The 24166-nt window shown below is 38.5% G+C and carries 28 protein-coding genes; all 28 read right to left on the reverse strand.

Annotated features, from left to right (window positions below):
• Positions 1-1158 (reverse strand): flagellar biosynthesis protein FlhF, encoded by a 1158-nt coding sequence (flhF, locus tag AR328_RS02300; RefSeq protein ID WP_066288984.1) that lies wholly within the window; start codon positions 1156-1158, stop codon positions 1-3.
• On the reverse strand, positions 1155-3191 hold the full coding sequence (flhA, locus tag AR328_RS02305) for a flagellar biosynthesis protein FlhA (protein ID WP_066288989.1): 2037 nt from the start codon (positions 3189-3191) through the stop codon (positions 1155-1157). The genes flhF and flhA overlap by 4 nt, the downstream gene beginning before the upstream one ends.
• 95 nt (positions 3192-3286) lie before the next feature.
• Positions 3287-4372: a flagellar biosynthesis protein FlhB gene (flhB, locus tag AR328_RS02310; RefSeq protein WP_066288994.1), complete on the reverse strand. Its 1086-nt coding sequence runs from the start codon at positions 4370-4372 to the stop codon at positions 3287-3289.
• 3 nt (positions 4373-4375) lie between these two features.
• Positions 4376-5152 carry a flagellar biosynthetic protein FliR gene (gene fliR, locus AR328_RS02315; protein WP_066288999.1) on the reverse strand — a complete coding sequence of 259 codons (777 nt, stop codon included), beginning with the start codon at positions 5150-5152 and terminating at the stop codon, positions 4376-4378.
• Between the two features lie 4 nt (positions 5153-5156).
• Complete coding sequence (gene fliQ / locus AR328_RS02320) at positions 5157-5426, reverse strand: flagellar biosynthesis protein FliQ (RefSeq protein WP_066289002.1); 270 nt, start codon at positions 5424-5426, stop codon at positions 5157-5159.
• A gap of 17 nt (positions 5427-5443) precedes the next feature.
• The gene (gene fliP / locus AR328_RS02325; protein WP_066289004.1) at positions 5444-6109 is read right to left on the reverse strand and encodes a flagellar type III secretion system pore protein FliP; all 666 of its coding nucleotides are present in this window, start codon (positions 6107-6109) and stop codon (positions 5444-5446) included.
• Complete coding sequence (locus AR328_RS02330) at positions 6106-6765, reverse strand: flagellar biosynthetic protein FliO (protein ID WP_231734734.1); 660 nt, start codon at positions 6763-6765, stop codon at positions 6106-6108. The genes fliP and AR328_RS02330 overlap by 4 nt, the downstream gene beginning before the upstream one ends.
• 29 nt (positions 6766-6794) lie before the next feature.
• Positions 6795-7157, reverse strand: coding sequence for a response regulator (locus tag AR328_RS02335; protein WP_066289013.1), 363 nt, complete (start codon positions 7155-7157; stop codon positions 6795-6797).
• Positions 7158-7175: 18 nt separating this feature from the next.
• A complete protein-coding gene (gene fliY / locus AR328_RS02340; RefSeq protein WP_066289015.1) occupies positions 7176-8501 on the reverse strand; it encodes a flagellar motor switch phosphatase FliY in 1326 nt (441 codons plus the stop codon).
• Complete coding sequence (fliM, locus tag AR328_RS02345) at positions 8488-9489, reverse strand: flagellar motor switch protein FliM (protein WP_066289021.1); 1002 nt, start codon at positions 9487-9489, stop codon at positions 8488-8490. Before fliM ends, fliY begins: the two co-directional genes overlap by 14 nt.
• Positions 9490-9535: 46 nt before the next feature.
• A complete protein-coding gene (gene fliL, locus AR328_RS02350) occupies positions 9536-9964 on the reverse strand; it encodes a flagellar basal body-associated protein FliL (protein WP_066289025.1) in 429 nt (142 codons plus the stop codon).
• The gene (locus tag AR328_RS02355; protein ID WP_066289028.1) at positions 9954-10175 is read right to left on the reverse strand and encodes a flagellar FlbD family protein; all 222 of its coding nucleotides are present in this window, start codon (positions 10173-10175) and stop codon (positions 9954-9956) included. The genes fliL and AR328_RS02355 overlap by 11 nt, the downstream gene beginning before the upstream one ends.
• Before the next feature lie 54 nt (positions 10176-10229).
• Positions 10230-11450, reverse strand: coding sequence for a flagellar hook protein FlgE (locus tag AR328_RS02360; protein WP_066289034.1), 1221 nt, complete (start codon positions 11448-11450; stop codon positions 10230-10232).
• Positions 11451-11527: 77 nt separating this feature from the next.
• Positions 11528-11917 carry a TIGR02530 family flagellar biosynthesis protein gene (locus tag AR328_RS02365; protein ID WP_066289036.1) on the reverse strand — a complete coding sequence of 130 codons (390 nt, stop codon included), beginning with the start codon at positions 11915-11917 and terminating at the stop codon, positions 11528-11530.
• 15 nt (positions 11918-11932) lie between these two features.
• Positions 11933-12568: a flagellar hook assembly protein FlgD gene (gene flgD / locus AR328_RS02370; protein ID WP_066289039.1), complete on the reverse strand. Its 636-nt coding sequence runs from the start codon at positions 12566-12568 to the stop codon at positions 11933-11935.
• An 11-nt stretch (positions 12569-12579) separates the two neighbouring features.
• Positions 12580-13809: a flagellar hook-length control protein FliK gene (locus AR328_RS02375; protein ID WP_066289041.1), complete on the reverse strand. Its 1230-nt coding sequence runs from the start codon at positions 13807-13809 to the stop codon at positions 12580-12582.
• 31 nt (positions 13810-13840) lie between these two features.
• Complete coding sequence (locus tag AR328_RS02380; protein WP_066289044.1) at positions 13841-14455, reverse strand: MotE family protein; 615 nt, start codon at positions 14453-14455, stop codon at positions 13841-13843.
• An 8-nt stretch (positions 14456-14463) separates the two neighbouring features.
• Positions 14464-14907, reverse strand: coding sequence for a flagellar export protein FliJ (fliJ, locus tag AR328_RS02385; protein ID WP_066289047.1), 444 nt, complete (start codon positions 14905-14907; stop codon positions 14464-14466).
• Between the two features lie 3 nt (positions 14908-14910).
• A complete protein-coding gene (gene fliI / locus AR328_RS02390; protein ID WP_066289049.1) occupies positions 14911-16230 on the reverse strand; it encodes a flagellar protein export ATPase FliI in 1320 nt (439 codons plus the stop codon).
• A complete protein-coding gene (gene fliH / locus AR328_RS02395) occupies positions 16227-17012 on the reverse strand; it encodes a flagellar assembly protein FliH (RefSeq protein ID WP_082677101.1) in 786 nt (261 codons plus the stop codon). Before fliH ends, fliI begins: the two co-directional genes overlap by 4 nt.
• Positions 16996-18012, reverse strand: coding sequence for a flagellar motor switch protein FliG (gene fliG, locus AR328_RS02400; protein WP_066289053.1), 1017 nt, complete (start codon positions 18010-18012; stop codon positions 16996-16998). Before fliG ends, fliH begins: the two co-directional genes overlap by 17 nt.
• A 12-nt stretch (positions 18013-18024) precedes the next feature.
• Complete coding sequence (fliF, locus tag AR328_RS02405) at positions 18025-19620, reverse strand: flagellar basal-body MS-ring/collar protein FliF (RefSeq protein WP_066289056.1); 1596 nt, start codon at positions 19618-19620, stop codon at positions 18025-18027.
• A 103-nt stretch (positions 19621-19723) separates the two neighbouring features.
• On the reverse strand, positions 19724-20032 hold the full coding sequence (gene fliE, locus AR328_RS02410; RefSeq protein ID WP_066289061.1) for a flagellar hook-basal body complex protein FliE: 309 nt from the start codon (positions 20030-20032) through the stop codon (positions 19724-19726).
• A gap of 13 nt (positions 20033-20045) precedes the next feature.
• Positions 20046-20495, reverse strand: coding sequence for a flagellar basal body rod protein FlgC (flgC, locus tag AR328_RS02415; RefSeq protein WP_066289064.1), 450 nt, complete (start codon positions 20493-20495; stop codon positions 20046-20048).
• 2 nt (positions 20496-20497) lie between these two features.
• Positions 20498-20893: a flagellar basal body rod protein FlgB gene (gene flgB, locus AR328_RS02420; RefSeq protein ID WP_066289066.1), complete on the reverse strand. Its 396-nt coding sequence runs from the start codon at positions 20891-20893 to the stop codon at positions 20498-20500.
• Between the two features lie 395 nt (positions 20894-21288).
• Entirely contained in the window at positions 21289-22068 is a 780-nt protein-coding gene (gene codY / locus AR328_RS02425; RefSeq protein WP_066289070.1) for a GTP-sensing pleiotropic transcriptional regulator CodY, read from the reverse strand.
• Positions 22069-22170: 102 nt separating this feature from the next.
• Entirely contained in the window at positions 22171-23577 is a 1407-nt protein-coding gene (gene hslU, locus AR328_RS02430) for an HslU--HslV peptidase ATPase subunit (RefSeq protein WP_066289074.1), read from the reverse strand.
• A gap of 18 nt (positions 23578-23595) precedes the next feature.
• Positions 23596-24138: an ATP-dependent protease subunit HslV gene (gene hslV, locus AR328_RS02435; RefSeq protein ID WP_066289075.1), complete on the reverse strand. Its 543-nt coding sequence runs from the start codon at positions 24136-24138 to the stop codon at positions 23596-23598.
• Positions 24139-24166: the final 28 nt, after the last annotated feature.

Raw genomic sequence — 24166 nt, forward strand, 5'->3', positions numbered from 1 at the left:
TTATTCGACCCCAATAATGGTTTTTGCTATTGTACTTGGTTTTACTTCAATCATATCGTCTGGAACATTTTGACCATTTGTCATATAGGCAACACCTTTGTTGTATTTTGTGATCAAATTATACATCGCTCCGTAGCTGGATGTTTCATCCGCTTTTGTAAAAATAAATTTATCAATTTCTATAATGGAGAACTGTTCATATATATCTTCCATATCCCTTTGTTTTGAAGTAAGGGAGAGAACTAGGTATGTTTCCATGTCATGATCAAAATCAATGACCTGCTTTAAATCTTCGACATATTGCTTGTTTCTAAAGTTTCTGCCTGCTGTATCGATTAGAACAAGATCATAATCATTGAACTGATTTGCAGCCTTTTTAAAATCATCAATTGTATAGCAGACTTCCATTGGCACATTCAAAATTTTGGCATATGTTTTTAATTGGTCAATCGCTGCAATACGATACGTATCTGTAGTGATAAAGGCAACTGTCTTTTTATGATTGATGACACATTCAGCTGCAATTTTGGCCAAAGTGGTTGTTTTTCCAACACCTGTTGGTCCGACTACATTAATATACTTTTTCTTAAAGGAAATTCCTCCAAATGGTATTTCAGTAAGCTGATCAGCCATGTACTTTTCTAGCCAGGAATATACTTCATTAATCGATGCCTTTGCCCCATTTACATACCATTTTTCAAGAAGCAACGTTAGTATTTTGTTTTGAATGGTTTCATGAATGTCCTGTTCCTTTAATAATTTCTGCATGAGCTTTAAATGTTCAGGGTAAACAGGCCCTATTTCCGAATTCGAAGCAGACATTGCCTTTAGCTGCGACTTTAATTCATTGATTTCTTTCATTATGTCTTCAGATGGCTTTTGATTATCGCTATTAACATTAATTACGTTCTCCATCTGCAAATTTCGATTCAAATTCGGAGCAGCCGAGGTCTTTGTTTTTGTGATTGTTTTCTGCTGGGAACTTCCCTGCTGATCGGCAGCTGCAATGACTTCGATCGTACGTTTTTTGAATAGCCCTAGGAAACCGCCAGACTGAACCTCTCTAGAATTTAAAATAACTGCATCACTCCCAAGCTCAGCTCTTATTTGCTTCATCGCTTCAGCCATGGAAGGCGCAATATATTTTTTTACCTTCAATCTATATTCACCACCCCTACACTCTGTACTTCTACATTTGCTTCAAGTTCGTTATACGAAAGAATTGGAATTTGCGGGAAATATCTTTCGGTTAATTGACGGACATACATTCTTACTGCAGGTGAACATAATACAATCGGTGTTTGTTCCATTAAGGACAATTGCTCTACCTGTGATGCGATTGATTCTAAGACGGATTGAGAAACAGTCGGATCCATCGATAAATAATTGCCATGTTCCGTTTGTTGGATGCCTTCAGCAATTAGCTTCTCCACTTTTCCGGAAAGGGTTACCACTTTCAGGGATTCAGATCCTTGAGAAAATTGATTTGTGATTTGCCGTGCCAATGCTTGCCGGACATATTCTGTAAGTAATTCCGTGTCGCTAGTTACTTTGCCAAAGTCAGCTAATGTCTCGAATATAATTGGCAAGTTTCGAATAGATACATTTTCTTTTAGCAGCTTTGCCAGCACTTTCTGCACTTCTCCAACTGATAGCGGGTTTGGTGTAACTTCCTCAACAAGAATTGGATAGCTTTCATTAAGATGATCTATCAATTGCTTCGTTTCTTGTCGTCCGATTAGTTCGTGGGCATTTCCCTTTATTACTTCTGTAATATGGGTTGAAACGACAGAAGGAGGATCCACGACTGTATAGCCAAATATTTCTGCCTGTTCTTTCATATCCTCTGTAATCCATTTAGCCGGCAGTCCGAATGATGGCTCAATCGTATCAATGCCTTCAATAGAATCGTCCTCAATGCCAGGGCTCATCGCTAAATAATGATCTAGCAGCAGCTCGCCTCTCGCCATTTCATTTCCCTTGATTTTGAGCCTATATTCATTGGGCTGCAGCTGAATATTATCTCGTATTCGTACAACTGGAATAACTAAACCTAATTCTATCGCCAGCTGCCTTCTGATCATAACAATCCGATCAAGGAGATCTCCGCCTTGGTTGGCATCGGCTAACGGTATAAGTCCATATCCAAATTCAAATTCAATAGGATCCACGTTTAATAAACTAACAACACTTTCTGGACTTTTCATTTCACCAGCTTCCAGCTCTTCCTCAATTTCCTGCAGCTGCTCCTTTCCTTGCTCAGGGGTACGGTTTATCATATATCCCCCGATACATAGAAGCGCCGCAATGGGAATCGTCAGCAAATCACTTATTGGGGTAAACAGTCCTAATAAAAAGATCGTCCCAGCAGTCACATACAGCATTTTTGGAAAGGCAAATAATTGAGTTGTAATATCTTTTCCAAGATTTCCATCCGAAGCTGCTCTAGTTACAACAATTCCTGTTGCAGTCGAAATAAGAAGTGCGGGAATTTGGCTCACAAGGCCATCCCCTACTGTTAACAGCGAAAATTTCGAGGCAGAATCAGCTACCGACAATCCAAGTTGCATTACACCGATTACAATCCCAAAAATCAGGTTGATCAAGACGATAATGATTCCTGCGATGGCATCCCCTTTAACGAATTTACTAGCCCCATCCATTGACCCATAAAAATCCGCTTCTCTGCTTACCTTTTCACGGCGTGCTCGGGCTTCCTGCTCTGAAATCATCCCAGCATTTAAATCGGCATCAATACTCATCTGTTTCCCAGGCATCGCATCTAGGGTAAATCTGGCAGCAACCTCAGAAACACGCTCTGCTCCTTTAGTAATAACGATAAATTGAATAATGACTAAAATTAAAAATACAACTAGTCCGACAATAAGATTACCACCGACAACGAATGTACCAAATGTATGGACAACTCCTCCTGCATCCCCTGTTGAAAGGATCGAACGGGTTGTCGATACATTTAATCCTAATCGAAAAAGTGTCAATAATAACAATAATGATGGAAATATCGAAAATTGAAGCGGCTCAGTCATATTCATAGTCGTCAGTAAAACTATGAGTGCCAATGTTATATTAATTAAGATTAGTATACTTAGAAGCCAAGTTGGAAAAGGGATAATAAGCATAGCTACAATTAAAATGACCGCTATTAATACGGATAAATCTTTTCCTGACATACATTTCCTCTCCTAAAAAAGAAAAACCTGGCAAAGCTGAATTCCTGTTAGTTTCCAAGGTCTTTCTAAAGCACTCTATAAATGTATAGAGATCATTAAATTTTCTTTTTCATTCTATATACATGGGCAAGAATTTCCGCGACTGCTTTGAAAAATTCTTCTGGAATCGCATCTCCAATTTCCGCCTGACTATATAAAGCTCTCGCAAGAGGCCGATTTTCAACAGTTATAATATCCTTTTCCTTCGCTATCATTTTTATCTTTTGAGCAACAAAGTCGACCCCTTTTGCGACAACATAGGGTGCATCGAGTTTTGCCTCATCATATTTTAAAGCAACGGCGAAATGAGTCGGGTTCGTGATGACGACATCCGCGTTTGGAACTTCCTGCATCATTCTTCTCATCGCCATTTCCCGTTGTTTCTGTTTAATTTTTGATTTAATAAGGGGGTCCCCTTCAATATTTTTATACTCATCTTTAATATCTTGCTTTGACATTCGGATGTTTTTTTCAAAATCATATTTCTGATATAGGAAATCTAATATCGAAAGAAATAGCAGGGCACCTGAGGCATACAAACCCATTTGCACCGTTAAGCTGCCAATCGTTGCCAGCGCGGTTCCTACTGTATTTTGTGATAAGATCAGAATTTCATCTATTCTGTTCCATAAAACCATAAAGGTGATAATGCCAACAAAGCCAATTTTTAAAATTGATTTAAAAAGTTCAACGATAGCCCTTACTGAAAAAATCCGTTTAAACCCTTTTATTGGATCTAGCTTTTCTAGTTTCGGCTGAATAGCTTCTGTAGAAAATAAAAATCCTACCTGGGCATAATTCGCGATAATTCCCGCAAGCATAGCTACTAGCATGATTGGGCCTAATAAGAATACAAGTTCTTTTAGGATAGCTAAAAATAGGATTTGTATATTTGCTTCAGTCAATTCCGTTAGCATTAGCTGACTAAAGGTATGAGTCATAATATAAAAAACAATATCCTTTAAATAGGAGCCCGCAAAAAGGAGAAATGTGAAAACACCTAATAAGACAACGGCCGTGTTAACATCCTGGCTCTTTGCAACTTGTCCTTTTTTCCTTGAATCCTGCCTTTTCTTCGGTGTTGCTTTTTCCGTTTTTTCTCCTGCAAAGAATTGCAGGTCTAACGTGATTAATCGTTTCATCTGTTAGGTTCCCCCAATAATATCCATTAGGCCGCGCATCGTGCTTAACATCAATTCGAATAATTGGGAAACTACGAGCAGCATAATGCTCATTACTGCTAATAGAACAATAAAGCTTACACCGATCTTCAATGGAAGTCCCACGACAAATACATTGAGCTGGGGAACGGTCCGCGCAACAATTCCCAAAGCAATATCTACTAAAAACAAACTGCCTACTACTGGGATAGACATTTGAAAGGCAATAATAAACATAGAATTAAATGCTTTTACGACATATTCCGCCATGTTTTCATTCCCAAATGAAATCCACGGCTGTTCTAGAGGGATAAATTGATAGCTATAAAATACCCCATCTAACAATAAATGATGGCCATTGACAGTGAGTAAGAAAAAAAGGCCAATTGTGTATAAATATTGACCCATAAGCGGGCTTTGTGCACCTGTTTGCGGATCGATGACGTTTGCAATGGCAAACCCCATTTGAAAGTCAATAAAACCGCCGGCAATTTGTATGGCCGATAAAATCAAATACGCGATAAATCCAATTAAAAGCCCTACAAGCGCTTCTTTAATAATTAATAAAAAATAAAGACTGTCTATTTCTAACACAGGTGCATCAATGGTAAACACCATAATCAATGACATGAAAAAGCCTAAACCAATTTTTGCAGCTGTTGGTATGGAGCGATATGAAAAAAGGGGCATCATCAGAAAAAAAGATGTTACCCTTACTAAAATAAGTAAAAAGGCCGGGAACGCCGGTAAGAAATTCACCATATGATCATCCTACAAACCTAGTTAAATTCGAAAATATTTCTCCAGCATATGAAAGCATATGGCTGAGCATCCACGGACCGAAGAAAACGAGTCCTGCTAAAACGGCAACAATTTTTGGAATAAACGCCAGTGTCTGTTCTTGTATTTGTGTTGTTGCTTGAAAGATACTAACGATTAACCCTACAACTAGCGCGAGCAGCAGCAAGGGACCACATATTAATAAAACTGTCATAATTCCTTGTTCTGCAATTGTGATTACGGATTCAGGAGTCATTTATTATTTTCACCTGCTTAAAAGCTTTGTAAAAGAGATTTAACAACGAGATACCATCCATCCACCAGAACAAATAATAATATTTTAAATGGCAATGAAATCATCACAGGAGGCAGCATCATCATTCCCATCGACATAAGAACACTCGCAACCACCATGTCAATCACGAGAAATGGAATAAAGATCATAAATCCAATTTGGAAAGCGGTTTTTATTTCACTAATGGCAAAAGCCGGGACAAGAGCAGTCAACGGAATGTCCTCTATTGATTTAGGCGGCTCTGCTTTCGAATATTCAAGGAACAAAGCTAAATCCTTTTGTCTCGTATGGGCACTCATAAATTCCTTAAATGGAATGGATGCTTTTTCATATGCTTGTTCTAAATTAATTTCTTCATTAAATAATGGTGTAAGCGCCTCTTCATTCACTTGCTGAAAAGTAGGCGCCATAATAAAAAATGAAAGAAATAAAGCTAGTCCGATTAGAACTTGGTTAGGAGGCATTTGCTGAGTGGCAAGCGCCGTTCTGACAAAGGAGAGAACAATTATGATTCTAGTAAAGCATGTCATTAAAATGAGAATGCTGGGTGCCAATGATAAAACTGTAAGCATTAATATAAGCTTTACAGATGTTGAAACATTGGCTGGCGAACTATTGTTAAAAAACTCCATAAATTCATTCATCGCTCGTCCGGCCCTTTCTTCTCCATTTCTTTGTATAATTGCTTTCTTCCTTTTGTGATATCTTCCAATTGTTGTTTGAGTAAGCTTTGAAATTGTTTCCCTTGTTTCTCATCTGGCTGCACTTTTTTTCTAAGTTGAAGCACCTTTGTCACAATATCGCTTGGTTGGACAAGCTGTTCCATCTTTTCGTTATAATCGGTCAGAATCTGATTATATTCCTCTTGATCTTCGATTTCTTTTAAAAGCTGTATGTTTTCTCCCACTCCAACGATTAAAATTCGATTCCCGACCTTAATTAATTGAACCGAACGGTTTGTTCCTAATGCCGTACCGCCTAAATTCTCAACAAGCTGGGAGCTTTTATACATTTTACTTTTTTTATTAATCATTTTAAGAATAAAATATAGTAATCCTACAACAAAGACAGTGGCAAAAATCATTTTGACAAAATCAAAAAGATTCAATCCAACCTTAACAGGTTGTTCCTTCTCGGCTGTTTCCTGTTTTTGAGGAAGCTGATCTTGATCGCATGCATCTGGATGTTCTATACAATCTTTTACACTATTTACTTGCTCTGCATAGGCTGGTGCATGAATCCCTAGCAGAGCAATGCTAATGAATAACAGCGTAAAAATTGTCCGCTTGAAATATAGCAATTTACTGCACCCTCTAAATGAAATATTCATTAGCCTAAAGTTTTGGAGATAGCCTCGATCACACGGTCAGCCTGGAATGGTTTTACGATAAAATCCTTTGCCCCTGCCTGGATCGCATCAATCACCATTGCCTGCTGCCCCATTGCGGAACACATAATAACTTTAGCATTTGGATTAATTTTTTTAATTTCTTTAAGGGCAGTAATTCCATCCATTTCGGGCATCGTAATATCCATCGTCACTAAATCTGGCTGCGACTCTTTATACTTTTCCACTGCCTGAGCACCATCTGCTGCTTCTCCAACTACTTCATAACCATTTTTTGTAAGAATATCCTTAATCATCATTCTCATAAAAGCTGCGTCATCTACAATTAAAATTCTGTGAGCCATGTTCTGTTAACCCCCGTGCTATTTAAGTTTTTTTATTCGGTCACTTTGACTAATGATATCTGTTACACGTACTCCGAAGTTCTCGTCAATTACAACAACCTCTCCTTGAGCAATAAGGCGATTATTGACTAGAATATCAACGGGTTCCCCTGCAAGCTTATCTAATTCAATGATTGATCCGGCAGATAACTCAAGAATTTCTTTCACTGATCGTTTTGTTCTGCCTAGCTCAACGGTTACTTGCAACGGAATATCAAGTAGCATGTTTAAATTTTTTGATTCCGATTCTTGCAGTGAATATGGTTCAAAGCTTGAAAATACTGCAGGCTGAACAGTCGGCTGTACTCCGCCAGGTAACGAAGAACCAAAATGCTGTGGACCATTTGGATGGCTCGCTGCTTGTGGCGGCGGGTAATATGCTGGTTGTGCCTGATATGCTTGATGCACCTGTTGTACATGCTGACCTTGAGGTGCTTGCTGCCATCCCCCATTCGGTGGAACCATTTCTCTTTCTGAATAAGGATTTTGTGAATAACCATTTTCCTGAGCAAATGTCTCTTCAGGCTGTTTATCCAATGTTGCGGCGGTCTCTTGATACATTGAGAAAGAATCCGCAGCTTCCTTCATTGTACCTGAACTATTCTCTGGTTCTCCTCCCGGATTTAACAATTCATTGACTAAACTTTTAGCAAATTGCAGTGGTAAAAGCTGCATAATATTAGAGTCAATTAAATCCCCGATTTTCAAACGGAAGGAGATTTTCACTAAAATATCTTCTCCTGGAATGCGGTTTGTTCCCTCACCTTGAGGAACATCTAGCATATCTATCGTTGGAGGTGAAATATCCACTCTTTTGCTAAAAATGGTAGACATAGATGTTGCAGCAGAACCCATCATTTGATTCATCGCTTCCTGCACAGCACTTAGCTGGATCTCTCCCATCAGATCGGCTGGATTTAGCCCATTTCCGCCTAACATTAAATCAGCAATAATTGCTGCATCTGTTTGTTTAATGACTAATAAATTACTTCCAGAAAATCCTTCCGTATAACTAACTTGGATTGCAACGTATGGATGTGGAAATTCTTCATGTAATTTTCTAGGCGGTATGGTTGTTACGGTAGGTGTCGTTATATCTACTTTTTGGTTCAGTAAGGTTGACAAGGCTGTTGCAGAGCTTCCAAACGAAATGTTCCCAATTTCTCCTAAAGCATCCTGCTCCATTAGAGATAGGAAATCTTCTACATTTAAAGTTTCGTCTAAAATTTCCGGCTCATCATCGTCATCTACCCCACGTAATAGTGCATCAATTTCATCTTGTGAAAGCATATCATCGCTCATCATCGTCGCCTCCCCCTTTCACGATGTCTAATACTTGAATAGCAAGTTTCTTGTTTACTTTGCCTGGCTGACCGAGAAATTTAGGTATATCCCCTACTTTTACAAGTAAAGGCTGATCAATTGGTTTATTTAACTCTATAACATCACCAATATCTAGCATCAAAAAATCCTGAATGCTGATTTCCGAATTGCCAAGTTCCCCGATTATAGAAACTTCCGCACGTTGGATATGCTTCTCAAGCATATCTAACTCTTCAGGAACCCTCTCCTTTTTATCTGTTTGCATCCAATAGTGCACAGATAGCTTCGGAATAATTGGCTCAAGGACGACATGTGGAATACAAATATTCATCATTCCGCTCGTTTCGCCAATTGTCGTATTTAACGAGATGACTACAACCGTTTCATTCGGAGATACCATTTGCAGGAATTGTGGATTGACCTCGAAATCCATTAGCTGTGGATCAATTTCTTCAATAGTGCTCCAGGCCTCCATATAATTCTCAAATGCTCGTTCGAAAGCGGTAGACATAATTTTTGTTTCAATTTCTGTTAAAGTATCAACCTTATTGATACTCGAGCCTCTCCCGCCCATCATTCTGTCCATTAATGCGTAAGCAATATTAGGATTGACCTCCATCAGGATTCTTCCATCTAAAGGAGGCACCTCAAAAACATTTAAGATCGTCATTTTTGGAATGGACCTAATAAACTCTTCATACGGAATCTGATCGGCTGATGCGACAGTAATTTGCACATACGTTCTTAATTGGGCAGAGAAGAAAGTAGTTAACAGCCGCGCAAAGTTCTCATGGATCCTTGTTAAGCTTCTAATTTGGTCCTTTGAAAAGCGCAGTGCCCTTTTAAAGTCATAAACCTTTACTTTTTTCTCAGTCTGCTCTTTTTTGAGCTCATCTGCATCCATTTCTCCTGTGGACAATGCAGAAAGCAGCGCATCTATTTCACTCTGTGATAAAACTTCGCCTGACATGAAATCTCACCTCCAGCCTTTGACTATAAATTTTAATAATGTTGTTCTATTGGAGGAGATTTTCAGTAATATATACCTGTTTTACTTCGCCTTTTTGCAAAATCGTATTAATTTTTCCCTTTAATTCCTCTTTTAGCTTGTTCTGAGCGTCTTTACCTTGAATATCTTCAGCTTCCATTTCAGATAGTTCTTGAATAATGATGTCTTTTACTTGAAAATCTCTTTTTTCTAGTTCCTCTTTTGCTTTTTTGCTATCTGTTTGAATTTTAAATGAAATACGGATAAAATCATTGCTTGCTAGGTTAGTTGTAATTTGCGGAACGTCTACAGATGCCGCTAACACTTCATCAATAGATGGTTCTTTCGGGCCGGAATTATCATTAAGCTGTTTAACTATAATAATCGCAACTGCTCCAACTAAGGCAATAGCCACAAGCAATATTAACATGATCATGATCAGCTTATTATTCTTCATTCTCTCTTTCTCCCATTTGCTGCTGCCCTAAAAGGCCGACAGATTGATAGAATTCCTTTACAAGCTTCGATACAGTATCCTCCGATTCTTTCACAACATACTTTCGGCCATTCGTTAACGTGATTGTTGTATCGGGAAAAGACTCTATCGTTTCAATAAACAATGCATTAAGTGTAAATGGTTTTCCATTTAAGCGACTAACTTTAATCAATGTTATGTTCAGGGCCTTGGGACATGAAGCCTCAAGACCCTGTCCCTCCCTTACCTATCGTTTAAGGTTTACTAATTCTTGTAAAATCTCATCTGAAGTAGTGATGATTCTAGTATTTGCCTGAAAACCACGCTGGGCTGTGATCATTTCAGTGAATTCTTCGGAAAGGTCGACGTTGGACATTTCAAGGGCACCCGGTGCGATTGAGCCGCGACCATTACCTGGAAAATCAATATTTGGTGTACCAGAGTTTATAGATGCCTGAAACAAATTATTTCCAGCCTTCGTTAACCCAGATGAGTTACTAAATTTTGCAAGTGCAAGTACTCCTAATGTGCTTACTTGGCCATTGGAATACACTCCGTTGATCTCACCCATTGCACCAATGTTGAAACTTTCAAGTCTACCTTCTGTGTTTCCATCTGGATTTACTATAGCTGTTGTAGGGTCATTCAACTGAGTTAATTTAGAAAAATCAAAGTCAACTGATATCTGGTTTGTATTATCCGGTAGATCTATTGTAAATGAACTTGTTGGGCCAGTAGTAAACTTCCCTGGATCAGGCGCCGCATTTGGTGCATTAAATGCTATTTGAAAGTCAGCTGCTGGAGCAGGGGTAGCGTTTAAGTCCTTATTAATATAAACATCCCATTGGTTCGCAGTAGCTGATTTCTTGAAATGGACATCTATTTTATGTTCCTCCCCATTGCTATCTACTACCTTAATTTGTTGGGTATAAACCGCACCATCAATTGTTTTTGCTGACAAGTTTTCAGTTACTGCTACTTTCTCAGTTTTGGTTGCCGGTAATACAGCATTCACATTTATTGCTACATCGCTATACTCTCTAGAAGATAGATCTTTAAAGGCTTGTACTTTATAACCATCTCCATTTACTAAATTACCTTTATCATCTAGATAAAAGTTTCCGGCTCTAGAATAAAATTCAGCATTTCCTTGTTTTACTATAAAATACCCATCACCATCAATTCCAAGATCCAAGGATCGTCCAGTTGTCTGTAAACTTGCACCTGTATGGATTGTATCAATAGAAGCCAACATTGAACCCAATCCCACTTGCATCGGGTTTTTCCCGCCACGATTATCCTGTGCAGCACTAGCCCCCGCAACCATCTGGTTCATCGTATCCTTAAAAGTCACACGCCCCTTTTTAAATCCGAACGTGTTTACGTTAGCTATATTATTCCCAATAACATCAAGCTTTGTTTGGAAGTTTTTCATTCCGCTTATTCCTGAGTACATTGAACGTAGCATTAAAGATTTGCTCCTTTCGTATGCAGCTGCTTCATTCAGTCGGCAGCTTAGGCTTCCTTAAAAAGGTCCAGCCTTGTTTATTGATCTAAAAGAATAGTGCCATTAATATTTGTGAATATTTGTGTTCGGGCTTCGTCCCGATCCATTGCCGTGATCACTGTATTGTTTTTTGCGCTGACAATGAGTGCCGCATCTTTAAGCAATACGAGTGATTCATTTACACCCTTTTTTCTAGCTTCGAGAACTTTGTCCGCAATTTGATTCCAGTGAGTTTCGTTAATCTGAATTCCTCTCTGGTGCATGCGATCCTGTGCGTGTTTACTCACTACTAATTTACCTTGGGGCTGTAGAGCCGTATGTAGATGAGCGGCAAATTTTTGAGAGCTTTGCAATTCCGGCTTAAATGGTTGGGCCTTCGGGCTTATAACGGCTTTCGATTGAATCGGATGAAACATCATTTTATCCATTCAATCACCTTCTCATTATTCTATTTTTGTTATTTGCGAAGCAGTGATTGTAGTCTTTTCATCATCTAACTGAAACAGTGTTTTCCCATCTTTAAAGGAAACTGATTTCACTAATCCTGTTTTTTCTGCTTTATCTACTAAGTATGTAACCGATTTTCCAATCATCATGCTCGCTTGAACCATTGCATTTTCTTTTGATGTTTCATTGATTTGTGAAATATTGCCTGGTTCTAGCTTCGTTCCATCATCAAGAATAAAGAGGACATTATTATCCTTAAACTGGACGGATGCTACTCTCCCTATTCCTTCCTCAATTACAGGAGTTCCGCCTAGTTCCTTTGCTTCCGAAACTTTATGCCATGTAATGTCTTTGCCGACAAATTGGTTATAGGCAATTAATTGACTCTGTTCCTGTACCTTCACAAATTTATCCATTGATTTTCCCATATTCGTTATCTGCTCTAATGTCGAAAAAGTGGCCATTTGGGCAATAAAATCTTTATCCTGCATCGGATTCATTGGATCCTGGTTTTGGAGCTGGACCATTAATATTTTTAGAAAGTCATCTTTTCCTAAAATATCCGATCCCGTTTTTCTCTGTTCTTTTTGATAGCTTGATAGCATTAAAGACGAATCTATCGTATTAGTCATGTTTTTCTCACCTACGCTTCCGTATTAAGAAGTGCTTCTTCGAATGAGTGGTTAAAATCGCCTGTTTGTTTTTCTTGACGCTCTTCGTGCTGTTGTCTTCCCTGACCTTGATGTTGCTGTTCACGATTAAAGCTGCGTTCCTGAGAAGTAAAAGCTTGAGAGATCTCAATTCTCTCCACTTGTATATTTTGCGATTGGAAGGCTTGTCTTAATCCATTCAAATGCGACTCCATCATGTCTTTTGCATTTGCAGTCGAAGTAAGTATCCGGGCTATGATTGTTGAATCCTTTTGAATTAACTCAATTCTAAGTGATCCGAGATTTTCTGGATTTAACTTAAGGAATAGTCTTTGAGTGCCCCCGCTTTTCAACAATTGGCTTTTAGATAAAATCGATTCAAATTGTTCAATCAGCTGCTCGGCTGAAACAGGTCTGCCAGAGCTTGATAGCAAGGTTAATTGCTCAGGCTTTGATAATTGCTGAAATTGAATGAATCCGGGGGTGTTAACAGCCTCAGATTTATTCAATGCTTTTGCGATTTGTTCTCCCGCTTTATCAGTACTCAAACCAGATTTTCCATTCAATTCATTTACAAGAGTCTGAAAGGTTTTCCTTGCAAATTCACCTCTATCAGAGGAGTTTGCACTATTTAAGGCCATTTCTAGCTTTTCAGAGATATTTTTCATAAATTCTTTCAACTTTAACTGATTTCCTAAAGAATCCTCATGTGCAGATAACAGCTCAAATAGTTTGATGGCTTTCATTGCTTGCCCAAAGTCTTTATTCGGTTCTATTTTCATATCTTGCTGTTGAAGAGAAACAATCGTTTGGATCAGCGCTACGATCATATCTATTTGGGTAGCATCCTCATCAATTGACTTTTCAGCAGCGCTAATATCATTGAAAAGTTTACTAAGCAGTTCGAAAAGTTCATCTGTCGATAGATTTAACTCATTTTCTATTATTTTGATGACTTCCGCAGAATTAAGATTTGATCCATTAATTAGCTCAGCCCCATTTTCCAGCGCATAAATATCTGTTATCTGCAGAAATTGAAGTAAGCTTCCAAGCTCATCACTAGGTAAATGATTTGAAGCAAACTTATCATGTTCAAGGTTCGTTGAATTCCCATTCAATCCCGCAATCAAAGCCCCAAATCCAGTTGAACCTTTACCGATTGAACTGGAATTCCCCTTGTTGGATACAATCGTATGAATTGCTCCTAATCCGCTCATTTCCATTTTCCCACCCCCTTTCAATTAACTCCTTAAATTACGGAGAATTCTCCAACTGATTTTCAGCATTGGCAGTTAATAGTTCCGTATACCGAGCTGCATCTTCCGGATTCATTTTTTCCATAATAGCTGCTAGAGTATCAGCCTTTATGCTTGAAAGGATTTGCAAAGCTTCATCCTCACTCATTTGTGTAAGTATAGGAGCAGCCTTCTTCGCTGAAATCGTTTCATAGGTTTTGATAATATCCTTAAATGCACGTTTGTTTTCATCTTTCATTGCTGTTAGTTCGAGGATTTCTTCTTCCAGACGTTCCTTTTCTAATTGCACTTGTGAAATTTCCTCGTCTTTATTTACGATCTCGGTTTCAAGCTTAGAAATTTTCGCTTCCCTGTCTTTAATTTCCGCTTCAAGATCAATCATTTTTGACTCGATGTCTTCAATGCTTTGAGTACCTTCTTCATCTAAGGCTGAAGATATAAACGGAATCTTCTGAGAGTATTCCTTTGATAGTTCGAAAACATTAATTCCAAGAATCGTCATCACGATTAGAGCTACTGTAATGGCAAATAATAACGGAATAAAGACAACAAAAATGAATCCTTGAAATCTTGATTGCTTTTTCTCTTCTTTTTCTTCTAATACCTTGTCCACTTTACCACCTAATTTCCCCGATACATATAATGCTGAATCGAGATATCATCCATTTGCCTTCCCTCTTGCAGCCTTACATCTTCAGCAAAATTCGTCATGTCTTTTTCTTTGATTTTCTCATATTTTTTCACTTCTACATTTTTCTCCAGCAGCCTTTCCTGCTGAAAGTTCATGTGATTTCGTGCATTCATAACAATTTGCTGATAATGCTCGATCGTTCTTTCCAATTGATGAATAAAGTGCTGATGATGCCTAATTTCTTGCACTGGCAACCCGTTAACTAGCCTAGAAGATTGATAGTCTTCTAAATCCTCTTTTTTCTTAAGGAGTTCATACAATTTTTCAGCGGCAGTTTCAAATCGTTTGACTGATTGATTATAAACGTTTAGCGCTTCATCCTTTTCTCTTTCTTTAATCGTAAGGATTTTTTCAAATTTGAATTGGTATTGCATGAATTAATCTCCTTTCCCTAGAAGGCTATTTAGTTGGTAAACACTTTCTTGAAAAGTTATTTTTTCATGCGTTCCCTGCTTTAAGAAGGAAATAATATTCGGATAAAGCCTAATTGCTTCATCAATTTCGCTGGATGAGCCTTTTTTATAAGCACCGATATTAATTAAATCTTCGGCATTCATATATGTACTCAGTGCCTCTCTTAACTTCTCCGCTGCTCGTATATGTTCAGTTGGCACGATATTATTCATCACCCTGCTTACGCTTTTCAGCACATTAACAGCGGGATATTGACCTTTATTAGCGAGAGCGCGATCAAGAACAAAGTGACCATCCAATATCCCGCGGACTGTATCAGCAATGGGTTCATTCATATCGTCGCCATCTACTAAAACAGTATAAAATGCTGTAATGGACCCTTTTTCATTTGTTCCGGTTCTTTCGAGAAGCTTTGGCAAAATGGCAAAAACTGAAGGGGTATATCCTTTTGTTGTCGGAGGCTCACCTATCGCAAGTCCAACCTCCCTTTGCGCCATAGCCACCCTTGTTACCGAATCCATCATCATCATGACATTTAGGCCTTTATCGCGAAAATATTCGGCAATGGCTGTTGCTGTATAAGCACCTTTAATTCTCATTAAGGCTGGTTGATCAGACGTTGCCACAACGACAATAGATCGGCTTAAGCCTTCTGGGCCAAGGTCACGCTCAATGAATTCACGCACCTCCCTGCCACGCTCACCAATTAAGGCAATGACGTTTAAATCTGCAGTTGTATTTCTGGCAACCATGCCAAGCAGTGTACTCTTCCCTACACCACTTCCTGCAAAAATCCCAACCCGCTGTCCGATTCCAACAGTTAATAAACTATCAATCATCCGAACTCCTACTTCCATTGCTGAAGAAATAGGGGGTCTTTGCATCGGATTGGGCGGAGCCTGATCTGTTGGCACGGCAGAAAGACCTTTTGGCAATGGCGATCCATCAAGAGGCTGGCCTAGCGAGTCAATGACTGAGCCAATCAGCTGAGCCCCAACTTTAATTTCCAATGGCCTTGATGTCGCTTCAACTAAGCTGCCAGGTGAAATATCATTAATGGTCGTATATGGCATCAAAATAACTTCTTCGTTTTTAAAACCGACGACTTCCGCTTGAATGGTTCTTTTTCGTTTATTGCCGACATGAATATAGCAAACATCGCCAATCGAGCTTTCAGGCGGCCCCTGGGACTCAATCATTAATCCTACTACTCTCTTTACTCTTCCGTAACGTTTAAAGGAGTCTAGCTGGTCAATTTGCTCAATGACATCCAAAAGCTTCATTCCTGCTCACCCTCTAGCATTTCAATAAGCTTTCGTTTTATTTCTTCTAGCTGACTATCAATACTGGCATCAATTCTCCCATTAACGGATTCAATAATGCAGCTTGATATTGCTAATTCATCATCCGGGTATATAAATAAATCAATTTCTTTTGGAAAAATCATTTTCAGTTCTTCTTTATTTGAAAGAAGGAAATCATAGTGGCTTGGATGGACATGCAATTGAACCTCTTGATTGTCCCTTGCTTCTTTTAGCGCCCGTCTGACAATCAATAAGAATTCTTCCTCGCTCTCTTCAATCTGCTTCCCTAATATCTTTTGGGCTACTTTGATGCCAATCTCAAGTATTTCTCTTTCTGAAGATTCAACATGGCTTCGGTAGTCTCTTTTGGCCGATTCTACGATATGATGTGCTGATTGGATGACTTCATGGTATTCGACATATCCTTTTTCTCTGCCTTCTGTTAACCCTGCTTCGAATCCGGATTGATGTGCTTCTGCAGCCATTCTTTCTTTCTCTTGCTCAAAGGCTTGAATATTTTCATCCAGCTGCTGACGAATCAATTCCGCTTCATGTCTTGCGCTGTTTAATATTTCTTCCGCTTTCTGTTGCGCCTCTTCAATCAGTGATTGAACTTGTTCTTCCATGTTTATTGGTGTTGGGACGAATTCATCTTCTTGAACTTCCGGTTTAAAAACCTTGATTGCGATGACTTTTTTGTCGTTCTGGACAGGATTAACTAAAGGGGGCACACCTTTGATTAACCTAGACAATGATATCATCCCCTCCGCCGCGGGCAACGACGATTTCTCCAGCTTCCTCTAGGCGGCGAATAATAGCAACAATGCGTGATTGGGCCTCTTCTACATCTCGAAGTCTAACTGGCCCCATATATTCCATCTCGTCTTTAAACGTTTCAACCATACGCTTAGACATATTTTTGAATATTATTTCCTTAACTTCATCGCTAGAAACTTTAAGTGAAAGCATGAGATCTTCACTTTCACAATCGCGGATAACTCGCTGAATTGCACGGTTATCGAGGGTAACAATATCCTCGAATACAAACATTCTTTTCTTAATTTCTTCGGCAAGCTCTGGGTCTTGAATTTCTAAAGCATCCAAAATTGTCCGCTCTGTAGAACGGTCAACCCCATTTAATACATCCACGACAGCTTCAATACCGCCAGTTTGAGTGTAGTCTTGTGTAACAGTTGCAGAAAGTTTTCTTTCGAGTATTTGTTCCACTTCATTAATTATTTCTGGTGCTGTGCTGTCCATGACGGCAATCCTTCTCGCGATATCTGCTTGCATTTCCTGCGGGAGCTCCGATAGGATTTGCCCTGCTTGAGCTGCATCCAAATACGATAATATTAATGCTATCGTTTGCGGATGCTCATTTTGGATAAAGTTAAGGATTTGAGCAGGATCTGCTTTTCTTGCAAAGTCGAAAGGCCTCACCTGCAAGGAAGATGTTAGCCTATTAATGATAATAGCTGCCTGCTCATTCCCAAGCGCTTTTTCTAAAACCGTTTTTGCATATCCAATACCGCCTTGGGAGATATAATCCTGAGCTAACGCGATATTGTGAAATTCCTCTACGATTTCTTCTTTTGCCAGTGAATCAACTTTTTTGACACCAGAAATTTCTAAAGTTAATTTTTCTATTTCTTCTTCACTTAAATGCTTATATACAGATGATGCAACATCTGGTCCAAGTGATATTAGAAGTATGGCCGCTTTTTGTTTACCTGATAGCTCTTTTTGATCTTTCTTTGCCATTACCCATACCCCCTAATCTTCAGCAATCCAAGTACGCAGAAGCTTTGCAAAATCCTCTGGCTTTTCCTTTGCCATTTTTTCAAGCTGTTTTTTGCGCATTGTGCTTTCTGTCTCGTGCTCCTCATTCACGTCTGGAACATGAATAGCTTCTTCCACTTCCATTAGTTCCTGTTCTTCTGCTTTTTGTTTTCTTCTTGCCGTAATAAATAAGAAGATTAATAGACCGATAATAGCAAGAAGCACACCGCCTACAATGTAAGCCCATAGCGGCAGAACTTGCTTAACATCGTTAGGAAATTCTACTTTTCCATTGAACGGCTGAACTGATACGACGACCTTTTCATTAATCGCTTCTTCCGTTAATTCATCAGATCCAGCTTTTTTATCAATTGTCGTACGAACAATCGTGGCAAGAATTTTTGTTATATCATCTATTCTTTCCTGAGGAAGAGAAGCTGGGTCCTCAGGCTGTGGCGGTTCAACCATGACTTGAATGCCTAAATCTCTGACCTTATATGGGCTCTCAACTATTTCTTTGCGAATTTTATTAACTTCATTATTGATGGTTTCTTCGATTTTTTCATAATCGCCATTCGCCCCGTTTCCTTCTAAATAAGAAGAACCCGGAACATCTGCAGGATCCTCAGCAGCAGCAAGACCGCCTGCTTGATCTGCATTTCCTGTAAAGGTTTCCGTTATTTTTTGGGCGCTAATCGCTATGCCAGCCATATTTTCTTCGTCTACCGGAGTGACAAGATTTTCTTCTCTGTTCTCCTGCGTAAAATCAACGTCAGCCGTCACTGACACAACAACTTTGTCATGTCCCATTAATGTGCCTAACATTCCTTGTACTTGGCGCTGTACATCTCGTTCAATTTGCTTTTTAATTTCATGTTGTTCGGCAAATGTTGAGCCAGGTGTAGAATTTTGTTTATTTTTTAAATCAAAGTACTCAAAGAATTGATTAGTAATGACGATATTATCAGTAGGCAGATTAGGAATACTTTTTGAAACTAAATGATACAGTGCTTGAATTTGGGATTCTTCAAATTGATAACCTGCTTTTGTATTTAATACAATTGACGCCGATGCTTCTTCAGAAGGATCTTTAACAAATATCCCTTTTTCGGGAAGGTTTATCATAACCTTGGCATCATTAACCCCTTCAATCCCTTTTATTAAATTGGCTAATTCTGTTTGCATTGTATCTAATTTAATCATTTTAAATTCATTTTCAGTCGTGCCTATCCCAGCGTTCTGACTAAAAAATGAATAATCGATATTACCGGATTTCGGTATCCCTTCAGCTGCTAGTTCAACTTTAAGTGTATCTACTACTTCCTCGGGCACTTTAATCGTAGTTCCACCGTCAGCTATTTCTGATTTGATGCCTCTTCCGTCTAAGCTCTCTTTAATCGTCCCTGTTTCAGAGGGGGTAAGATTGCTATAAAGCGGAACTAGTGTAGTCCTAGTCGCTAAAAACGAAGCACCAGCAACAATGATGATAAATAAAAGGACGGAACCAAAAAGCAAAGCCTTCTGCTTTTTGGTTCGACTTTGCCAAAATTCTTGGACTTTTTCTTTATATTTCCGAAACGATTCTTTCATTTCAATCCCCCGGTTATTCTGTCTCACTCTATGGCAGCTAATAACCGCAAACAGAAGTTTTTAGCCTTAAATAATCTAAATTAAATTAAAAATATTGATTCTGCTATACTTGCATTCTCATTGTCTCTTGATAAGCCTCAATTACTTTATTGCGGATTTCGAGTGTGGCCTGCAATGTAACGCTAGCTTTTTGAGAGGCAATCATGACTTGATGCAAATCAACATTTTCGCCTTTAACGAGCTTCTCAGTCATTTTATCTGATTCATTTTGGAGCTTATTTAATTCTTGAATTGAATTTTTAAGTACGGACGCAAAACTCTTGTGAGCTTCGTATGGTGTATATGTATGAATCTGTTTAGTTTCCTGAGGTCTTAATATATTGCTAACAGAAGGGAATCCGACATTATTCATTTATACTGCTCCTCTATTTCCCAATTTCTAATGCTTTCATCAACATGCTTTTGGATGCATTAAGGACGGTCACATTCGCTTCATATGATCGTGTAGCACTAATTAGATCTACCATTTCCCGCAAAGGGTCCACATTCGGCAGCGCTACATATCCTTCATCATTTGCATCTGGATGCTCTGGATTGTATACGAGCTTAAACGGTGTTTCGTCCTCAATAATTCTTGTTGCCTTCACTCCATTACCGGCACTAGAACGATTCATTGCCTTATTTAGAAAGCTTCCGAACTGTCCTTCTTTCGGTTCAAGTACGACCGATTTACGGCGATAAGGCTGCCATTCTCCATTAACTAGCGTTCCCCTCGTTGATTCCGCATTAGCCATATTCGATGAGATGACATCCATTCTTAATCTTTGAGCTGTTAAAGCAGAAGCAGAATTATTCATGCTATGAAAAATGGACATGTTTACTTACCTCCCCTAATAACAGTCTGCAAGCTTGAAAACTTACCGCTTATCCGGTCAATAAGCGCATTGTAATAAATTTGGTTTCCGGCTAAGTCTGTCATTTCATTATCAATATCCACGCTATTTCCGTTATGATTATAAGACACGTTCTTCCGATTAATGATTCCGATATTAGAAAGCGGGCTGCTTTTAAAGGTAAAATGTCTTTGATCAGTTCGATTAGCTTCTAATGATCGGTTAATTGCTGTTTCCAATGATTGCTTAAAGCTTACGTCTTTTGCTTTATATCCAGGCGTTGCTTCATTTGCTATATTTTGTGATATAACTTTTTGTTTGAGAGAAGAATAATTTAGACCATTTTCAAGTGTCGTAATTGAATTAGAAAACAACTTCATAAATGCACCTCATTATTGCTATTTCCAACGATATACCATTTTTCATTAAATTATGTAGAATTTTGAAGAAAAAGAACATTATATGTCGCTTACCTTTTATTGTAATGAAAATGAAATAATATGTCTATCATACTTGGGATACTTTTAACATGACCTTCTTCCCATTTTTCATTATAAAAAAAGAAACTGCTTAGTGAAACAGCAAATCACTGTAATAAATTACAATTTAACGAACAAAAACCTTTTCTCTATTATTATTTTTCAGGTAAAAAAGTCCTAAGATTTATTAAATTATAAATTGTAATAAAAATAAAGAAATTTTTCATTTGATTTACATTTTGTAAAAAATTCGTAATAAAAACCCCTTTCTTGTCGAAAGGGGTTTGGTTAAAAAATTAATGAGATTTTAATTTCTCAAGTTCAAATAAAAACTTATCATTTAGGACCTTAATATAGGTTCCTTTCATTCCAAGTGATCTAGATTCAATCACTCCTGCGCTTTCTAATTTACGTAAAGCATTCACGATTACTGACCTTGTAATCCCAACACGGTCGGCAATTTTTGAAGCTACGAGCAAACCTTCACTGCCATTTAGTTCTTCAAAAATATGCTCAATTGCTTCTAATTCACTGTAAGATAATGAGCTAATGGCCATTTGAACAACCGCTTTACTGCGCGCTTCTTCTTCAATTTCCTCAGCTTTTTCACGTAATATTTCCATGCCAACTACTGTTGCACCATATTCAGCAAGAATTAAATCATCGTCTTGGAATTGATCATTCAATCTTGCAAGGATCAGTGTTCCTAAACGCTCTCCACCGCCAATAATTGGAACGATAGTAGTTAGCCCTGTTCTGAAAAGATCTTTATTTTCAACAGGGAAAGCTGAATATTCACTTTCAACATCAAGGTTTGGCGAAGTCTCCTGTAGATTAAAAAGATTATTCGTATATTCTTCAGGGAATTGGCGATCAGCAAGCATTTGCTTCATACGGTCATTTTCAATTTGCTGGTTAACTGCAAAACCAAGTAATTTTCCTCGTCTGCTTACAACGAAAATATTGGCAGTAATAACATCACTTAATGTCTCAGCCATTTCTTTAAAGTTAACAGGTTTTCCTGCTGCTCTTTGCAGCATTGCATTAATTTTTCTTGTTCTTGATAATAAATCCATTAGTTTTTCCTCCATTTGCTTAACAAAAAAGCCTTATTCTATTTTATCTTGAAATAATAAAAATTATTTGTCTATCTATTCACATATAACTTAACAAAAAATTTACAATATGAATTGACTTAAATCTTTGTTACGGGAAATTGCACCTAATTTCTCTTCAACATATTGAGGAGTAATCGTAATCTTTTCCATTGTTACATCTGGCGCTTCAAAAGATAAATCTTCAAGCAGCTTTTCCATGATCGTATGAAGACGTCGTGCTCCAATATTGTCGGTATTTTGATTCACTTCAAAGGCAAATTCAGCAATCCTACGAATAGCATCGTCAGAAAATTCAATTTGTATACCTTCAGTTTCCAATAATGCTTGATATTGTTTAATAAGAGCATTATCTGGCTCAACTAAAATGTTAAAGAAATCCTCAACGGTCAGCTTCGTTAATTCTACACGGATCGGAAAACGTCCTTGCAGCTCGGGAATTAAATCTGAAGGCTTTGCCATATGAAATGCTCCAGCGGCCATAAACAGCACGTGATCGGTTTTTACTGTGCCATATTTCGTTACGACTGTAGACCCTTCTACGACTGGCAGAATATCTCTTTGGACACCTTCACGTGATACGTCAGCAGACGAACCGCCGTTACCCCGGCTTGCAATTTTATCTATTTCGTCAATAAATATGATCCCCGACTGCTCTGCTCGGAAAACAGCTTCTTGGGTTACTTCATCCATATCTATTAATTTTTGTGCTTCCTCGTTTGTTAGCACCTTTCTTGCTTCACTTACAGTCAGTTTTCTTTTCTTCCGGCGTTTAGGCATTAACCCGCTTAACGCATCCTGCATATTCATGCCCATTTGTTCCATTCCAGAACCTTGGAGCATATCAAACATGGATGGAGGCTGTTCCTCTAACTCTACTGTAATATACTCATTTTCAAGTTCACCTAAGGCGAGTTTTTCTTTCACAACCTTACGTTTTGCTTGAATATTCATATCATCTGAAGCTTGTGAATCTTGATCTGACTGATCATTGCCTCCACCAAAAAGCATTTCCAGTGGATTCTTATAATTGACAGTCTTTTTATTAGAAGGAACTAACATTTCGACGATGATTCGATTGGCACTTTCTTCTGCACGTTCCTTCACGCTATTCATCTTTTCTTCTTTCACGAGCCTTACAGATGTTTCTACAAGGTCTCTGACCATTGATTCAACATCTCTTCCAACATACCCGACTTCTGTAAATTTCGTTGCTTCAACTTTAATAAAAGGAGCACCTACTAATTTTGCCATTCTGCGGGCAATTTCTGTTTTACCAACACCTGTGGGCCCGATCATTAATATGTTTTTAGGACTAATTTCATCACGCAGCTTATCATCTAGCAATCCGCGGCGATATCTGTTTCTTAATGCTACAGCTACTGCCTTTTTTGCATCCTTTTGGCCAATAATAAATTGATCAAGTTTTTCAACAATTTGGCGGGGTGTTAAATCCGTACCTTTAACCATCAGTCAGCTCACCTTCCCTTAAAGTTCTTCCACTATAATATTGTGATTCGTGTAAACACATATTTCAGCTGCCATTTCAAGAGAGGCTTTCGCAATTTCTTTTGCAGTTAAATGATCCCCAGCGTAGCGTTTTAATGACCTTCCTGCTGCTAATGCATAATGCCCGCCGGAGCCAATCGCTAATATTCCATCATCAGGTTCTATAACCTCCCCGGTGCCAGAAATTAGCAGGAGGCTTTCCGCATTCATAACAATAAGCATTGCTTCAAGCTTATGCATGATCTTATCGCTTCTCCATTGTTTCGCTAGCTCCACAGCGGCACGCTGCAAATTTCCATTGTATTCTTCCAGCTTGCTTTCAAACATTTCAAATAGTGTGAAGGCATCTGCAACAGAACCTGCAAAACCGGCAATTACCTTTCCGTTAAATAGCTTCCGAACCTTGCGTGCTGTATGTTTCATGACTACCGCATTTCCGAAGGTCACTTGACCGTCTCCAGCCATTGCGCAATTCCCCTTGTGGTGCACAGCGAAAATAGTTGTTGCATGAAATTGAGACATTCTTATATCCTCCTTTGCCGTTTATACG

It is taken from the genome of Bacillus sp. FJAT-29937 (assembly GCF_001509555.1).
Lineage (GTDB): Bacteria > Bacillota > Bacilli > Bacillales > Cytobacillaceae > Cytobacillus.

Bases quoted from the DNA above. Each gene is read 5' to 3' on its own strand.
- flgB (WP_066289066.1), bottom strand. From the start codon at position 20,893: ATGAAGTTGTTTTCTAATTCAATTACGACACTTGAAAATGGTCTAAAT.
- flhB (WP_066288994.1), bottom strand. From the start codon at position 4,372: ATGAAACGATTAATCACGTTAGACCTGCAATTCTTTGCAGGAGAAAAA.
- flgD (WP_066289039.1), bottom strand. From the start codon at position 12,568: ATGACTAATACGATAGATTCGTCTTTAATGCTATCAAGCTATCAAAAA.
- AR328_RS02335 (WP_066289013.1), bottom strand. From the start codon at position 7,157: ATGGCTCACAGAATTTTAATTGTAGATGACGCAGCTTTTATGAGAATG.
- fliF (WP_066289056.1), bottom strand. From the start codon at position 19,620: ATGAAAGAATCGTTTCGGAAATATAAAGAAAAAGTCCAAGAATTTTGG.
- fliE (WP_066289061.1), bottom strand. From the start codon at position 20,032: ATGAATAATGTCGGATTCCCTTCTGTTAGCAATATATTAAGACCTCAG.
- fliM (WP_066289021.1), bottom strand. From the start codon at position 9,489: ATGTCAGGCGAAGTTTTATCACAGAGTGAAATAGATGCGCTGCTTTCT.
- fliR (WP_066288999.1), bottom strand. From the start codon at position 5,152: ATGGTGAATTTCTTACCGGCGTTCCCGGCCTTTTTACTTATTTTAGTA.
- fliH (WP_082677101.1), bottom strand. From the start codon at position 17,012: ATGATATCATTGTCTAGGTTAATCAAAGGTGTGCCCCCTTTAGTTAAT.
- flgC (WP_066289064.1), bottom strand. From the start codon at position 20,495: ATGTCCATTTTTCATAGCATGAATAATTCTGCTTCTGCTTTAACAGCT.
- fliQ (WP_066289002.1), bottom strand. From the start codon at position 5,426: ATGACTCCTGAATCCGTAATCACAATTGCAGAACAAGGAATTATGACA.
- flhA (WP_066288989.1), bottom strand. From the start codon at position 3,191: ATGTCAGGAAAAGATTTATCCGTATTAATAGCGGTCATTTTAATTGTA.
- fliP (WP_066289004.1), bottom strand. From the start codon at position 6,109: ATGAATGAATTTATGGAGTTTTTTAACAATAGTTCGCCAGCCAATGTT.
- fliI (WP_066289049.1), bottom strand. From the start codon at position 16,230: ATGAAGCTTTTGGATGTCATTGAGCAAATTGACCAGCTAGACTCCTTT.
- AR328_RS02360 (WP_066289034.1), bottom strand. From the start codon at position 11,450: ATGCTACGTTCAATGTACTCAGGAATAAGCGGAATGAAAAACTTCCAA.
- fliG (WP_066289053.1), bottom strand. From the start codon at position 18,012: ATGGCAAAGAAAGATCAAAAAGAGCTATCAGGTAAACAAAAAGCGGCC.
- fliL (WP_066289025.1), bottom strand. From the start codon at position 9,964: ATGAAGAATAATAAGCTGATCATGATCATGTTAATATTGCTTGTGGCT.
- fliY (WP_066289015.1), bottom strand. From the start codon at position 8,501: ATGATGAGCGATGATATGCTTTCACAAGATGAAATTGATGCACTATTA.
- codY (WP_066289070.1), bottom strand. From the start codon at position 22,068: ATGGATTTATTATCAAGAACAAGAAAAATTAATGCAATGCTGCAAAGA.
- hslV (WP_066289075.1), bottom strand. From the start codon at position 24,138: ATGTCTCAATTTCATGCAACAACTATTTTCGCTGTGCACCACAAGGGG.
- hslU (WP_066289074.1), bottom strand. From the start codon at position 23,577: ATGGTTAAAGGTACGGATTTAACACCCCGCCAAATTGTTGAAAAACTT.
- AR328_RS02365 (WP_066289036.1), bottom strand. From the start codon at position 11,917: ATGGATAAAATGATGTTTCATCCGATTCAATCGAAAGCCGTTATAAGC.
- AR328_RS02375 (WP_066289041.1), bottom strand. From the start codon at position 13,809: ATGGAAATGAGCGGATTAGGAGCAATTCATACGATTGTATCCAACAAG.
- fliJ (WP_066289047.1), bottom strand. From the start codon at position 14,907: ATGCAATACCAATTCAAATTTGAAAAAATCCTTACGATTAAAGAAAGA.